This is a genomic window from Vibrio sp. SCSIO 43155, from assembly GCF_023716605.1.
In the GTDB taxonomy this organism is placed as follows: Bacteria; Pseudomonadota; Gammaproteobacteria; order Enterobacterales; family Vibrionaceae; genus Vibrio; species Vibrio harveyi.
Genome location: NZ_CP071852.1, coordinates 2,009,621 through 2,024,632 on the forward strand (window position 1 = coordinate 2,009,621; position 15,012 = coordinate 2,024,632).

Annotated in this window: 14 protein-coding genes; 5 read left to right on the forward strand and 9 right to left on the reverse strand. The window is 45.5% G+C overall.

Going from position 1 to position 15,012, the window contains the following annotated elements; translation table 11 throughout:
* Positions 1-2: 2 nt before the first annotated feature.
* The 6 genes from J4N44_RS09000 to J4N44_RS09025 all read right to left on the reverse strand — a co-directional run bounded on the left by J4N44_RS09000 (position 3) and on the right by J4N44_RS09025 (position 6,993).
* Positions 3-1,283 (reverse strand): ABC transporter permease, encoded by a 1,281-nt coding sequence (locus tag J4N44_RS09000; protein WP_252044270.1) that lies wholly within the window; start codon positions 1,281-1,283, stop codon positions 3-5.
* Complete coding sequence (locus J4N44_RS09005; protein WP_252044272.1) at positions 1,280-2,419, reverse strand: ABC transporter ATP-binding protein; 1,140 nt, start codon at positions 2,417-2,419, stop codon at positions 1,280-1,282. Before J4N44_RS09005 ends, J4N44_RS09000 begins: the two co-directional genes overlap by 4 nt.
* 74 nt (positions 2,420-2,493) lie before the next feature.
* Positions 2,494-3,408, reverse strand: a complete 915-nt coding sequence (locus J4N44_RS09010) for a dihydrodipicolinate synthase family protein (protein WP_252044274.1) — start codon at positions 3,406-3,408, stop codon at positions 2,494-2,496.
* Positions 3,409-3,464: 56 nt separating this feature from the next.
* Positions 3,465-4,436: a bifunctional Delta(1)-pyrroline-2-carboxylate/Delta(1)-piperideine-2-carboxylate reductase gene (lhpI, locus tag J4N44_RS09015; RefSeq protein WP_252044276.1), complete on the reverse strand. Its 972-nt coding sequence runs from the start codon at positions 4,434-4,436 to the stop codon at positions 3,465-3,467.
* A gap of 105 nt (positions 4,437-4,541) precedes the next feature.
* Positions 4,542-5,615, reverse strand: coding sequence for a polyamine ABC transporter substrate-binding protein (locus J4N44_RS09020; protein WP_252044278.1), 1,074 nt, complete (start codon positions 5,613-5,615; stop codon positions 4,542-4,544).
* Positions 5,616-5,736: 121 nt separating this feature from the next.
* The gene (locus J4N44_RS09025) at positions 5,737-6,993 is read right to left on the reverse strand and encodes an NAD(P)/FAD-dependent oxidoreductase (protein WP_252044281.1); all 1,257 of its coding nucleotides are present in this window, start codon (positions 6,991-6,993) and stop codon (positions 5,737-5,739) included.
* A 110-nt stretch (positions 6,994-7,103) separates the two neighbouring features.
* Here J4N44_RS09025 and J4N44_RS09030 point away from each other — a divergent pair, with 110 nt between their 5' ends.
* The 4 genes from J4N44_RS09030 to J4N44_RS09045 all read left to right on the forward strand — a co-directional run bounded on the left by J4N44_RS09030 (position 7,104) and on the right by J4N44_RS09045 (position 11,266).
* Positions 7,104-8,105, forward strand: coding sequence for a 4-hydroxyproline epimerase (locus J4N44_RS09030; protein WP_252044282.1), 1,002 nt, complete (start codon positions 7,104-7,106; stop codon positions 8,103-8,105).
* Between the two features lie 18 nt (positions 8,106-8,123).
* Positions 8,124-9,656: an aldehyde dehydrogenase (NADP(+)) gene (locus tag J4N44_RS09035; RefSeq protein WP_252044285.1), complete on the forward strand. Its 1,533-nt coding sequence runs from the start codon at positions 8,124-8,126 to the stop codon at positions 9,654-9,656.
* Between the two features lie 140 nt (positions 9,657-9,796).
* The gene (locus J4N44_RS09040; RefSeq protein WP_005439897.1) at positions 9,797-10,471 is read left to right on the forward strand and encodes a GntR family transcriptional regulator; all 675 of its coding nucleotides are present in this window, start codon (positions 9,797-9,799) and stop codon (positions 10,469-10,471) included.
* 27 nt (positions 10,472-10,498) lie between these two features.
* The gene (locus tag J4N44_RS09045) at positions 10,499-11,266 is read left to right on the forward strand and encodes a transcriptional regulator (protein WP_187992938.1); all 768 of its coding nucleotides are present in this window, start codon (positions 10,499-10,501) and stop codon (positions 11,264-11,266) included.
* Between the two features lie 111 nt (positions 11,267-11,377).
* Here the strand turns inward: J4N44_RS09045 and J4N44_RS09050 are convergent, their stop codons facing one another.
* The 3 genes from J4N44_RS09050 to J4N44_RS09060 all read right to left on the reverse strand — a co-directional run bounded on the left by J4N44_RS09050 (position 11,378) and on the right by J4N44_RS09060 (position 14,363).
* Entirely contained in the window at positions 11,378-12,499 is a 1,122-nt protein-coding gene (locus J4N44_RS09050; RefSeq protein ID WP_017190301.1) for a GGDEF domain-containing protein, read from the reverse strand.
* Between the two features lie 195 nt (positions 12,500-12,694).
* Positions 12,695-13,861 carry a 23S rRNA (adenine(1618)-N(6))-methyltransferase RlmF gene (rlmF, locus tag J4N44_RS09055; RefSeq protein ID WP_252044287.1) on the reverse strand — a complete coding sequence of 389 codons (1,167 nt, stop codon included), beginning with the start codon at positions 13,859-13,861 and terminating at the stop codon, positions 12,695-12,697.
* Positions 13,848-14,363 (reverse strand): M48 metallopeptidase family protein, encoded by a 516-nt coding sequence (locus J4N44_RS09060; RefSeq protein WP_005427832.1) that lies wholly within the window; start codon positions 14,361-14,363, stop codon positions 13,848-13,850. Before J4N44_RS09060 ends, rlmF begins: the two co-directional genes overlap by 14 nt.
* Before the next feature lie 139 nt (positions 14,364-14,502).
* On the opposite strand from J4N44_RS09060, the gene J4N44_RS09065 reads away from it, so the two are divergent.
* Positions 14,503-14,730: a glutaredoxin family protein gene (locus J4N44_RS09065; protein WP_005439862.1), complete on the forward strand. Its 228-nt coding sequence runs from the start codon at positions 14,503-14,505 to the stop codon at positions 14,728-14,730.
* The last annotated feature ends 282 nt before the right edge of the window (positions 14,731-15,012 follow it).

Below are 15,012 nucleotides of genomic sequence, written 5' to 3' on the forward strand. Positions count from 1 at the left end.
GATTACCCTCCTACCTTGATATTATTAATGCCCACGACGCGGTTGAACACATAAAATAGCGTTAACACCACAAACAGCAATAGACCGCCTAAAGCCCCTGCCATGCCCCAGTTCAACGAGGTTTGCATGTGATAAGCAATCATGTTGGAAATCATCTGCCCGCTTCGTCCACCCACCAATGCTGGTGTGATGTAAAAACCGATGGAAAGGATGAAGGTCAACAGCGCGCCAGCACCAATACCGGGTAGCGTCAGCGGCACATAAACTTTGGTAAACGCGACTAAAGGCGTGGCACCGAGTGAACGAGCCGCGCGGAAGTAAGTCGGACTAATGCCCTTCATCACGCTGTAGAGCGGTAAAATCATAAACGGCAAAAGGATGTGAACCATCGATACCACGGTGCCAAACGTATTGTGGATCATTTGAATCCGTTCCGACGTTAAGCCAGACCAAATCAGTAAGTCATTAATGACACCTTGGTTTTGCAACAACACAATCCAAGACGTGGTCCGGACAAGTAGCGAAGTCCAAAATGGTAGAAGAACAACGATCAACAATAGGTTTGCGCGCTTATCTGGTAAGTTTGCTAACAAGTACGCTACTGGGTATGCCATTACCAAGCAAATGAACGTGATTAAGACCGACATCCAAAAGGTTTTAAAGAAAAGGTCGACGTAGATCTGGCGTTTTTCTGGTTGTGCTTCAATTTCACCAAACTCATTCACTTGCATGTCTAATGCCGCTAAATAGTGGCTCAATGTAATGGCACCACTGAGGTTCTTAAACGCCGCCCAATACTTGGTTTCTGTCCAGCGTTTATCGAGCTTGGATAACTCTGTCATCGATGCTGGCAATGACTCAAGGCGAGATAGCTTTCTTCCGGTTTTCATCATTAAGCTGCGCATTCCGGAAACTTCAATATTCATGCGATTGGCGATTTTTGGCAGCGTTTTGCTTTGATACAAACCCAATAGCTCATGAGAAAACGCAGTGATCACTTCTGGGTGCGGCTGACCTCGATAGTCCCAGCTTTCCAGCGCTTGAATTGTTTCTGGCAATGCTTGAGGTATGGCTCGATTGTCGACACTACGATACAGCATTTCTAAGATAGGAAATGCAAAGGTGAGTAAAATGAAACACACCAAGGGCACAGTAAGCATGATCGAACGGATGGTTTTTCTCCGTTCTGCTTTTTGCAGCTGAGCTTTGAGATCGTGTTCTTGCTCATGAACTTGGCGCTCGATTTCCAATACCGAGTCCAACGAGGTTAGCTCTCGACTCATGCTGCCTCCTCATTGCATTCCGTTTGCGGTTGAGATTGAGGTTGTGAGCAATCAAGGGCGTGACAATCTTCACTTTGCCAGCCGATGCGACATTGTGCGCCCGGAGTAAGTGAGAGATGGGTGCGATTGTCATTTGGTACTTTGACGACGAGTTTACCCACCGTATCAACGTCAACCACTAAACGATAATGGTCACCATGGTAAATCAGCTCACGCAAGATACCGGAAACTTGGTTATCACACTGATCGCCATCAGACTGCAGGATAATTTTTTCCGGTCGAATCGAAAGCGTGGTGCTCTGCCCTCGCTCTTTGACTCTTACGGGTTTCGCATTGAATGCCGCTTTCCCGACCTGCACTTGGCAGCGAGCATCATCTAACGTGTTTACAATACCGGTAAGTTGATTGTTCTCACCAATAAACTGCGCCACAAACGCATTACTTGGCGATTCGTACAACTCAGTTGGCGGCGCCAATTGTTGCACTTCGCCATGGTTAAATACCGCAATCCGATCAGACATCGTCAGCGCTTCATCTTGATCGTGCGTCACGTACAAAATGGTGATGCCGAGCTTTTCGTGAAGATGCTTTATTTCCATCTGCATTTGCTCGCGAAGTTGCTTATCCAACGCCCCCAACGGCTCATCCATCAACACAAGTTTTGGCTCGAACACTAAGGCTCTTGCGAGTGCAACGCGCTGTTGCTGACCTCCGGATAACTGTTTAGGGTAACGACTGGCAACGTGCCCTAGTTCCACCATGTCTAATGCGCTTTGCACTTTACTCTCGATGGTTTCACTGTCGAGCTTGCGTACCTTTAACGGAAAGGCAAGGTTTTCAGCAATGGTCATATGGGGAAAGAGCGCGTAGTTTTGAAATACCATGCCGATGTCTCGCTTGTGCGGAGCAAGGTTATTCACCTGCACGCCATCAATATAAATTTCGCCGCCAGTGGCAGTTTCAAACCCTGCCAGCATCATTAAGCACGTGGTTTTGCCCGAACCGGAAGGTCCAAGCATGGTGACAAACTCACCAGGAGCAATATCTAAGTTAAAATCTTTTACAACCAAGTTGGTGCCATCGTAGGTTTTCTTAACGTGTTGAAAGCTGACATAGTCCTTGTTCGCCGAATTCATGGCTTCCCTCCTCTCACTTTTTTGAACATCAAGAATAAGCAGAGCGTCAGTTAACGCCCTGCTAAGCAGCTTGGTTATAAATTGTATTTAGTTAGGTCTAAACGAGTAGCAAGCGCATGCTCGACCAATTGAATCACCTGTTCACGCTCTGCGCCTTGCAAGATTTGACGAGGGGCACGAACTTGCTCAGAGCCGCGTCCACACACTTGCTCCGCCAGCTTGATGCACTGAACCAAAGTTGGGATGGTGTCTAAACGCAGCAATGGTAGGAACCAACGGTAAATCTCTAACGCTTCTGCGTAACGACCTTGACTTGCCAACTTGTAAATCGCTACTGACTCTTCAGGGAATGCGTTGGTTAAGCCGGAGATCCAGCCTGTTGCACCTAGCATCAGTGATTCAAGCGCAATGTCATCAACGCCGCTGAACACGGTAAAGCGATCGTCAAATTGGTTGTAGAGCTCTGTAATGCGGCGCGTATCCGTGGTGGACTCTTTCACCGCCACAATGCTTTCAAATTCAGCCAGTTTCGCCATGATGTCGAGACTGACATCCACACCGTAAGAAACTGGGTTGTTGTAAATCATGATTGGCATTTCTGGCGTTGCTTGCGCCAAAGTGCGGTAGTAATCAAAGGTCTCGCTTTCTGACGTGCGGTACACCATTGCAGGCATCACCATACAGCCATCAATACCGATTTTTTGAGCGTCTTGCATATAGTCAATCGCTGCAGTGGTAATGGACTCTGCCGTACCAGCAATCAAAGGTACACGACCATTGACCACTTCTTGTGCTGCCTGCAATACCTGACGTTTTTCTTCTGGATACAAGGCGCAGTTTTCTCCTACTGTACCCAAACAGATGATGCCGTTGACGCCATCCTTAATTTGGTTATCGATAACGGTTTGTGTTGCATCTAAATCAATTGACTGATCGTGACGAAACTGAGTACTGACCGCTGGATAGACACCTTTCCATTCTACTTTCATTAACTTTCTTCCCTATATGTATATTGTATGCAATTTTAGAAGGCGAGCGAAAATGCTCAAACTAGGCTGATGCCGCTTTCTTTCAATACCGCTTGTACTGCGGCTAAATCGGCTAAGGCACTGCCCACCGATTTGTATAAGGTGATCGCCTCATCACTCTGACGCCCTCTCACTTCTTTGGCGCAAAGCTGTGGCAACTCTCCTTTAATCTGCTCGGCGTTAAACACGCCCTCTTGGATTGGGATCAGTAAATCCCCTGCTTCCGCTAACACATTAATGCGGCTATCGACATACACCTGTGCGCGCTGCACAACTGTCGAGTCACACTCTCGTTTATCCGAATCGTGATTGCCCACTAAGTCGATATGCGTACCGGGTAGAACCTTTGCACCATCAAACAGTGGTGTAGCGGAAGCGGTCACACAACTAATAATATCAACGTGTTCAAGAGTCTCATCAACGCTCTCAACCACCGACACCGCAAACTGACGTTCGATTGGCAAGGATTGATACTCTGGCGAAGAGACAATGCGATCGACGGTAGCCTTCGCTTTGTCCAAGCTTCGTCCCCAAATATAAACCTGTTTAAGCGGTCGGACTGCGGCATACGCCCACGCAAAATATGGTGCCAAATTACCAGTTCCGCATATCAGCAACCGAGAAGCGTTTTTACGCGCTAGGTAATCCGCAGCTAACGCAGACACCGCCGCTGTACGCCAGAAGGTCAGCACTTTTCCATCGACCAATGCGACAGGTTGACCGTCTTCTCTTTTGAACACCAAGATTTTGGAAGCCAGCGTATCTTTGCCATCTGCTGGGTTTTGCGGAAAATAGGTAAAAGCTTTGACCGCGATTAAGTCTTGGTTCCATGCGGGTAGCAAAGCAAATGCTTCATAGTTACCTTCTTCCAAAGGCATCACTCTTCTTTGGGGAATAGCGGCAGGCTGGGCATAAGTTTCTCGCATGGTTTCAATCAATGACTTCATGCTCAAACACTTGGCAACTTGCTGCGCATCGATAACGTTCATGGTTTCTCCAAAGTAAATAAGGGGGAACGTCAGAGGCGGAACTTTTGGTTATCAAGCCCGCCCCTTCAGAGGTAACACTCAACTGAGTTTGCGCTTAGTTAACGCCTAATTAAGCAGCCAAGTGTTAAACTCTTCATTGAGTTCATCGGCATAATCCGACCACCACTCGTCATCAATCAAAAAGGCTGTTTTAAAGTTCTGCGGTGCGGTAGGCAGGTTTGCCAAAATATCAGGACTTACTTGCGCCGATGACGACTTGCGTGTTGGACCATAGGCAACGTATTTTGCTTGGTCAGCTAAAGGCTTGGTACCCGACGAAAAAGCGATGAAATCGAGCGCTAACTTGGTGTGCGCACTGCCTTTTGGAATCGCCCAGCCGTTCATATATCCCATTTGGTGGTCCCAAATAATGCGAAATGGCTGACCTTCATCTTGTCTGGCATTATGGATACGACCGTTAAATGCCGAGGCTATTACCACTTCTTTGTCGGCGAGCATTTGTGGTGGTTGAGCACCTGTGGTCCACCACAACACTTGTGATTTGATGGTATCGAGCTTGGCAAATGCTCGCTCACGCCCTTGTTCTGTCTCTAGCAAGGCATAAACCTCTTCAGGCTTCACACCATCCGCCAGCAGTGCCCACTCTAAATTGCCTTGAGGTTGCTTTTGCAGCGCACGTCGACCAGGAAAGGTGTTCAAATCAAAAAGGTCGGTCAACTTGCTTGGTGCGGCTTTACCTTTAAATGCCTCTTCATTTACGGCAAGTACGGTCGAAACCACAATCGAGTTGATTGCGCATTCGTGAATCGCCCCTTCAATGAAATCTTGTTCTGCTGGCGTGCCATCCGCACCCGGCGGCAAAATACTTGGATTAACAGGCTCCAACAGCCCTTCTGCACAGCCGCGTACAATGTCTGGCTTGTCTAGTGATACCAGATCCCAGCGCACGTTATTGGCTTCTACTTGCGCTTTGATTTCGGCTAAACCACCACTGAAGTCTTCTGAGACAATCTCAACGCCCGTCTTTTTGATAAAAGGTTTGTGGTATGCCTCAACTTGGCTCTTGGTAAACGCACCGCCCCAAGACACAATCGTTAATTTCTCTTCTGCGTATGCAGAGGTCCCCAACAGCATTCCTGAAATCAACATCGCCAGTGGTGCTTTCGTCATTCGTGACATGTTTTACTCCTTTGGTCGTTTTCTGGAGGTATCCGGATACGACTGCTGGACACCTTGTTGTTAAATTTTCGTTAACATTAGCATTAAATATATTTTATACAATATTTAATCTTAAAATTTTTTAAGCGAATCGCTTGAGCGTAAATGGTGAAAGTTCAATCGATGTTTTTTTGCCTTCAACAAGCTCCAAAATGAGATCGGCGGTGATTGCAGCTTGGGTTAATCCAAGATGCTGATGCCCAAATGCCAGCAGCACTTTTCCTTCACAAATCTGGTCAATCACAGGTAACGAATCCACTGTTGAAGGTCTATTTCCCATCCACTTTTCTTGTTGCTTTAGTGGATTTAATCCACCTTCGAACATCGCATCGCCTTGCTGATACAGCATCTCTGCACGCTTCATATTCGGGGGAGATTCTACATGCGCATACTCCACTGTCCCCGCTAAACGCAGCCCACTCGCCATCGGCGTCATGATGAATTTTCGGTCGGCAGAGCTGATCGGAAACGGCAACGCTTGCCGTTTATCATCCATCATCAAGTGATACCCTCGCTCAGCTTGAATAGGCACAGAAATACCAGTTAATTGCTTTACTAATGGCTTGGAATGAACCCCGGCAGCAACAATAATACGGTCGAATGAATATTGACTTGATTCCACCGATACTTGTCCCGACTGACTTAGAGCATCAATCGTTTTATTAACAATGGTCCCACCCTGCTTCTCAAATGCATCATAGAGCTCAACGCAGATGAAATAAGGGTCTAACGTATGTCCCGTTTCAGGAAAAAACACACCATGGCGAATCTGGCGACTGATTTCTGGAAGCTTTTCACGAATGGTTTTCTGCGTCCAAACTTGATACTTCACGCCGTGTTTTTCTAACTCTTTCAGCGTACTTTGATAACGTTTGAACAGCCGTTCACTTTCAAAGGTCAATAACGAGCCATCCATTTTGATCAGGTCTTTTTTCTCAATGGAATCGAGCAGCTGTTGCCAGCTTTTCACTGCTCTTGAATTGAGACTTTTGATGGCGTTGGTCGAAGGCTCTGTCGACGATGGTTTGGCTTTTGATAAGAACCGAAGCATCCAACCCATGGTGGAAGGGAGATCTTGCCATCGGATAGAAACCGGACTTTTGGGGTTCAATAGCATCTTAGGTAACTGAGGAATAAGACCCGGTGTTGCGAGTGGAAAAACTTGCTCAGTTGCGATGTGTCCTGCGTTCCCTTTCGAGCAACCATTTCCCACGCCATTTGGGTCGAATAGCGTCACCTGATGCCCTTGTTGTTGCAATTTTAAGCCAATTGCCAAGCCGATGATCCCCGCGCCTACTATCGCTATATTTTGATTTCCAGTTTCTTCCTTGACCAACATGAATATGCTCCAAGTCACATTTGAAAAAGCAGATTGTATACAATATATTTTACATCACGATAACATTAAGCCCGTTCGATTCAACCCATTTTTTCAGCAAGGAGCGAAAAATGAGACAAGGAACCTTTTTCTGTATCGATGCCCACACCTGTGGCAATCCAGTCCGTTTAGTGGCTGGCGGTGTTCCTCCGCTTAAGGGCAATACCATGAGTGAGAAGCGCCAATATTTCTTGGAACACTATGATTGGATTCGTCAGGCATTGATGTTTGAACCTCGTGGTCACTCCATGATGTCAGGTTCCGTTGTTTTACCGCCTTGTAGTGACAATGCTGATGCCTCGATTTTGTTTATCGAAACCAGCGGCTGCTTACCAATGTGTGGGCACGGCACAATAGGTACCGTCACCACAGCAATTGAGAATCGGCTGATCACACCAAAGGAAGAAGGTCGTTTGATCCTTGACGTCCCTGCTGGACAAATCGAAGTGCATTATCAAATAAAATGTGACAATGTCACGTCAGTTAAGATCTTTAACGTTCCTGCTTACCTTGCTCACCAAGATGTCACCGTTGAAGTAGAAGGACTCGGAGAAATCACTGTCGATGTTTCTTATGGAGGCAACTACTACGTGATTGTCGACCCACAAACCAACTATGCCGGTCTTGAGCACTACTCGCCTGATGAAATTTTGATGCTCTCCCCCCGAGTTCGTGAAGCCGTTTCAAAAGCGGTGGAATGTGTGCATCCAGACGATCCAACCGTGTGTGGCGTCTCTCACGTACTTTGGACAGGTAGCCCTACTCATGAAAACGCAACCGCTCGCAACGCGGTGTTTTATGGCGACAAAGCCCTCGACCGCTCCCCTTGCGGCACAGGCACCAGTGCCCGTATGGCGCAGTGGCATGCCAAAGGCAAACTCAAACAAGGTGAGGACTTTGTCCACGAAAGTATTATCGGCAGCCTGTTTAACGGACGTATTGAAGGCGTCACTGAAGTGAACGGGCGAGCAGCTATTCTGCCTAGCATCGAAGGTTGGGCGCAAGTGTATGGACACAACACCATTTGGGTGGATGACGAAGACCCATACGCGTATGGATTTGAAGTGAAATAAGGACAGTAAGGAATCACAATGAACCCGCAAACCGACAACGTTTTTTACGCTACAAACGCCTTTACCGGTGAAACGCTTCCCCCTGCATTTCCTGTTCACACGGAAGTTGAGGTCAATCAAGCCGCAGCTGCAGCTGCAAAAGTCGCGCGTGATTTTCGTCGCTTAAGTAACAGCAAGCGTGCTAGCCTGCTTCGCACGATTGCTAGTGAATTAGAGGCAAGAAGTGATGACATTATCGTCCGTGCCCATTTAGAAACGGCGCTTCCCGAAGTACGCCTGACAGGAGAAATCGCTCGTACGGCGAATCAACTTCGCTTATTCGCTGACGTAGTCAATTCTGGCAGTTATCACCAAGTCATTCTTGATACGCCAGATCCAACTCGTGCTCCGTTACCTAAGCCAGATATTCGTCGCCAACAAATTGCACTTGGTCCTGTCGCGGTATTTGGTGCATCCAACTTCCCGTTGGCTTTCTCTGCTGCTGGTGGAGATACGGCTTCTGCCCTCGCAGCAGGTTGCCCGGTGATTGTAAAAGGTCATACTGCGCACCCAGGTACAAGCCAAATCGTTGCAGAGTGTATCGAGCAAGCGCTGAAACAAGAGCAGTTACCACAAGCGATTTTCACCTTGCTGCAAGGAAATCAGCGTGCTTTAGGACAAGCTCTAGTCAGCCATCCTGAAATAAAAGCGGTGGGCTTTACTGGATCGGTTGGCGGTGGACGCGCCCTGTTCAACCTAGCGCAGCAGCGACCAGAGCCAATCCCGTTTTATGGTGAACTTGGTGCGATTAACCCGACGTTTATTTTCCCTTCTGCAATGAGAGCCAAAGCAGATTTAGCGGATCAATTTGTTGCCTCAATGACCATGGGCTGTGGGCAATTTTGTACCAAACCTGGCGTAGTGTTTGCGCTGAATACACCGGAAACACAAGCGTTTATTGAAACCGCGCAAGCCCTTATTCGACAACAGTCTCCTTCCACTCTACTTACTCCCGGAATCCGTGATAGTTACCAATCACAGGTCATCAGCCGAGGCTCTGACGACGGAATTGACGTCACTTTTTCTCAAGCGGAATCTCCTAGCGTTGCATCGGCTCTCTTTGTTACGAGCAGTGAAAACTGGCGCAAACATCCTGCGTGGGAAGAAGAGATTTTTGGTCCACAATCGTTGATCGTCGTTTGTGAAGATGTGGCAGATATGCTTTCGCTCAGTGAAACGCTGGCAGGATCGCTAACCGCGACAATTCATGCAATTGAAGAAGATTACCCACAAGTATCGCAGCTCATCCCTCGTTTGGAAGAGATTGCCGGACGATTGGTATTTAATGGCTGGCCGACAGGCGTAGAAGTCAGTTATGCCATGGTGCATGGCGGCCCTTATCCCGCATCGACCCATTCGGCTTCGACTTCTGTTGGTGCAGAAGCCATTCACCGCTGGCTACGTCCGGTGGCTTATCAAGCGTTACCAGAAAGCTTACTGCCCGATTCGTTAAAAGCAGAAAATCCATTGGAGATCGCGCGCGCAGTAGATGGCAAAGCAGCTCACAGTTAAGTCATTGGCTCAAAAAGGCACCAGTTGGTGCCTTTTATTTCACGCCACATCTCAAAACCTTCGCTTGCAGTTGGCTTAATCCAGAAAAACAATAAACTAAAGAAATTGGATACAATATTTATTTTTGACGGGAGACTTCAATGTCACAAAAACCTGTTTTTAAGACCCGCACTCAACTGGTTGAGGAAGCGATTCGAACTCAGATCCTCAAGGGTGAGTTAAAAACTGGTCAACCTTTACGTCAGGACGCGTTGGCAAAAGAGTTTAATGTTAGCCGTATTCCCGTTCGTGAAGCGTTAGTGCAATTGGAAGCACAAGGATTAGTGAGCTTTGAGCCTCATAAAGGGGCAACAGTAACCGAGCTCTCTCCAGATAAAATCGACGAGTTGTTCGAACTGCGCGCCGTAGTGGAATGCCACATTTTAGAGCGTGCGATTCAGAACATGACTGACGAGGATCTCGAACGCGCACGTGAAGTCCGTGAACGTTTTGAAGCGGTAGTCAACAGCGGCGATGAAGTAGAAGAATGGAGCAACTACAACTACGAATTCCATAAAGCGCTGTATGCCCCAGCAAACATGCCAGAAACCATGGATGTGATTTACAGCCTCAACACTAAGTGCGACCGCTACATTCGCATGCAACTGCTGTTCACGACGGGCATTCAAAAGGCAGAGCAAGAGCATTTGACCTTGTTCGAAATGTGTCAAAACCGCGATGTGGACGGCGCTAAGTATCTGCTGAAAAAACACATTTTGGAAGCTGGCACCGCCATTCGTAACTTGTTGTTGGAACAACAGAACACATCAAAATAAGCTCAGCAGTTAAGGTGGTGTTAAGAAATGAATGTCGGACCTAAATTTCTATTAGCGGCGCTGCGACAAAAGATCAAAGATGAGGGGCTGTGCTACAGCTCTTTGTCGGAGAAAAGCGGTATTCCCTTGTCGAGCATCAAACGCCACCTTCATAATCCTTCTTTGGGCTTGGATAAAATCCTTGTCTATCTCAACTATTTAAACACCGATCTTATTGAGCTAGCCAACCTCGCCAATCAGCTTCAGCATGAGAACGAACAAATGCTGACAGAAGAGCAAAGCGCGTTATTTCTTGAACACCCCTACCTTCTCGACTTTATCTATATGGTGACGTCTCGTAACCTTGCTCCGAAGGATATTGCAAAAACCTATCAGCTATCAGAAACCAGTCTGCGTTTTTATCTGCGCATCGCGGAAATGCTAGGTTATGTTGAAGATTTTGGTGATGGGTTGTTCTACCGTTCTGGGCGACGCTTTTTGATGGAAGAAGGCTCTGAACTCGACTCATTATTTCGTGAACGCTTCCAAAAAGAATCCTTATCTCACGAGGTAAATCCGGGGATTTGTGTCGGTCGTATTCGTTTGACCAGCGCACAGCGCCAACAACTAGAAGAAGAAGTTTACAACAAGCTGGTTAAGCTCAATGCGATCAATACTTCTAATGATGATGGTGAACTCACCAACGTATTAATGCGTTGTACTCCAGGAGCACAAATTTTCTTCTCTGACGGACTGCCTGACATTGACGGCGACCTATTAAAATATGTCGCACAACTCACCAATAAAAAAAATTAATATGATTATTATTGAACTTCAATCGATTTTATATTGATTTTCAATTTAATATTAATTATCGAATTTAAAATCGACAACTAGCTACTTTTAATTCACCGCAGTTAATATCGTTTATATCTCGTCTGCGATGACAATATTTCGACCATTGAGTTTTGCTTTATATAAGCACTGGTCTGCTTTATCTAAGTAATAACGAATATCCAAATTCGGTTCTGGACACTGAGTGAACACACCAATTGAACTGGTTAATATGTGACTTTGAGCACTGGTTTCACAAATAATAGAAAGCTCGGCTGTGGCTTTTCTAAACGCCTCTGCGCGGTTGATTGAGGTTTTATGTTCAGACCCTACAATTACAACTAGAAACTCTTCCCCACCAATTCTAAACACGATGTCATCGAGGTCATTAAAGTGAGCAGACAACAATGCGCCTACTTTGGTGATCGCTTCATCCCCTTTTAGATGACCAAACTGATCATTTAGTTGTTTAAAGTAATCTAAATCAATGGATACAAAGCTGACGAGTTGGTTAGTGTCTTGTGCTTTATTAAGAATATCTGGCGTCATGATATTGAAGTATCGGCGATTGTACAGACCCGATAATTCATCAGTAATAGCGAGTTCTTGCAGCTTTTTATTGAGACATCTCAATTCTTTCTCAGCAACAAAGCGACGATGCTTTTCTCTCACTAATTCAATAGATTGACTTGATACCTCAAAATACATTTTAAGTACAGTATCGGCGACCAAGCCATTGATACCTTGCAAAGTGTCGACAGCATTCACTTTCGCCGTCTCTAAAGAGTCACTCGACTCCAACTCTCTTACTGCCACGCTCATTTTTTTATCGTCGCCAATAATATGGAACACGAGCCAACGCACTAAGAACTGTAGGATATGCTCAATAGATTCTTGCCAATTGAGATCTTTCGACTCCGCTTGGATTTTTATGACTTCATCAACAAAAGAGGCATGGCTCTTCTTATGCTCATCATTCCAAATATCATCAGAAAAGTATTCATTCCATACACTTTCTTCATATGAAAAGTGATATTGAGCATAGTCTTTTAACTCACTAAATACGCCGTCTACTTCAATCTGGTCATCATAAATCAACGTATTAGCTAATTTATTCACCAATAAAAATAGATGGTAATGTTGTTCATCAATCTTTTTCATCCCTGTCTCAAAATTGTGATTCCAAGGGAAGATGATCAGTTCGTTATCGGACATCGCTGGGCATATATAAATATTATTTCTTTACTGGATAGTACCCCATGTTATTTTAACTTGATAGCCCTACCATATAATTTGACATAAAGAGAAAATAAACTTGTTATAATTATTAAATTAATGAATTTCTTGTTAAAAAATAGCACCAACAAAGTGGTGCTATTTTTTAATTATTTGAACAGCTTTGCTGGATAACTACTTTAATTCAATCCACGCTTTACGCTGCGATTTGTCCATGTAGGACCAAGCGATAAAACGGCTGACTTTTTGTCCTTGGCTCATTTCCACGATTCGGATCGCTTTTACACCCAACTTTTCAAGTTGTTTGCGCATCGGACGAACATTTTCTTTCTTTGAGATTAACGTGGTAAACCAGAGCACTTGTGCACTGAATGCTTGGCTTTCGTTCGCCATCTTACGGATGAAAGCAGCTTCACCACCTTCACACCATAGCTCAGCATTTTGCCCACCAAAGTTAAGCGCGGGTTTATTGGCTTTTACTTGAGGCGTTTTCGCTTGATTAGCTTGAACCTTCACCCCCTTCTTACGCTGATTCACTTTTAAATTATCCAGCTTACGCTGACTGCCCATCGCCGCTTCTTCAGCTGAACGGTGAAATGGCGGGTTACAAGTCGTAATATCGTAGCAATCGTTTGGTTGGATAATACCACGGTAAATATTGGACTCGCTGGTTTGTTGTACCAGTTCGATCTTACCGTTTAACGAGGCATTACGCTCTGTGATTGCTCGTGCTGATTCAATCGATGTTGCGTCAACATCGCTACCAGTGTAATGCCATCCATATTGAGTCACACCTACGATTGGGTAAATACAGTTTGCCCCTACACCCACATCAAGTGCTCGCACCTTATGGTGTGCATATTTGCCTTTTACTTCACTATCAAGCAACTCTGCTACGCGATGAACGTAATCCGCACGCCCAGGAATGGGCGGACATAAGTAAGTATCAGGAATATCCCAGTATTCAATATCATAATGCGCCGCCAGCAATGCTTTATTGAGCATCTTGACGGCTTTTGGATCAGAGAAGTTGATTGAGTCTTCCCCTTTCGGATTCTTTATCACAAATGATTTGAGCTGAGGCTCTGCTGTGATTAGCTTTTTGAAATCGTAGCGACCTCGATGTGCATTACGTTCATGCAATCCATTTTTGGCAGTTTTGATCACTTCCACATCGCTGCTTTTGTTCGCGGCGTTAGTTTTCAGATCTGTGCTTTTTGTAGCTTTTGCTGTCGGCTTATTTTTCACACGCTTTGGTTTGATCTTGGCGATTTCTTTGCTCGGCTTAGACTTCGCCGATTTTGGCTGAGCTTGTTTCGCGTTGTGATTATTGGTCTTCATTCGAATTCGCTTTTAAATCGAGGTAAATCATAAACAGACGAGCATCAAATTCGAGTTGGTGATACTCAGGTTCCATATAACAGCACAGTTGGTAAAAGGCTTTGTCGTGGTTTTTCTCACGAGTATGTGCCAACTCATGCACCACCAGCATGCGTAATAACGCTTCAGGTGCATCTTTAAACACGTTCGCAATGCGAATCTCATTCTTAGACTTTAGCTTGCCACCATGGTTACGGCTGATCACGCTATGCAAACCAAGTGCATTATTGACGGCGTGAATTTTCTTATCGTAGACCACTTTGCTAATTGGCGCGGCTTTCTTCATGTAGCGGTTTTTGATTGCTATTGCGTACTCGTAGAGCGCCTTTTCGCTTTTGATTTGGTGTCTATCTGGGTAGCGTTTTTCGAACCAAGGCACCAGTTTACCACTGTCGATGAGTGAACTGACTTGCTCGACAATGTTCTGCGGATAACCTTGAATGTATCGAAGTGACGGATGCATGCGTATTAAGTCTACTATGACAAAAGAAAGGCGCTAAATATACCTGAGATAAGCAAGAGTTTCATCTTGGGTTTCGAGCTTTCCTTTGTTGCAAAACCTCGCTAAACTTCGCCTCCCGACGATAATGGAGAGAAATTGAATGAAACGTGTCGTTCTTTACGTCAAAGACAAATGCCCGCACTGCAAAGATGCTCAACGTTATCTTGATTCGAAAAATATTAACTACCGCTTGTGCAATGCAAAAATGCAACGCGGACGCAAAGAGCTCGATGCACTGGGGGCTCGTTCTGTACCTGTACTGAAGATTGGCGATCGAGTCATGATTGGCTGGAATCCAAAGAACTTTGAAAAAATGTACAGCAACTAAGTGACATATTAATCAATTTGTTTGATCACTTAGTCACGTTATCTCTACCCTAAAGAGCTTCTCCAAAGAGAGGCTCTTTTTCTATCTGCCCGCCCTATTTCTTTGTCTGTCGCTCTTATTCAAACCACTACTCTGCAAAATTTCCGAATGTCGCATAATGGCAATTTTTACTTCCTTACACATTGTATTTTAACGCTCAAACGAACTGGTCTCAGTTTAATTCGCGCCTAGCTTGCGTCGATGGAGAACTCTGACCATCTTTCTTCATCATTAGTGAGTGTT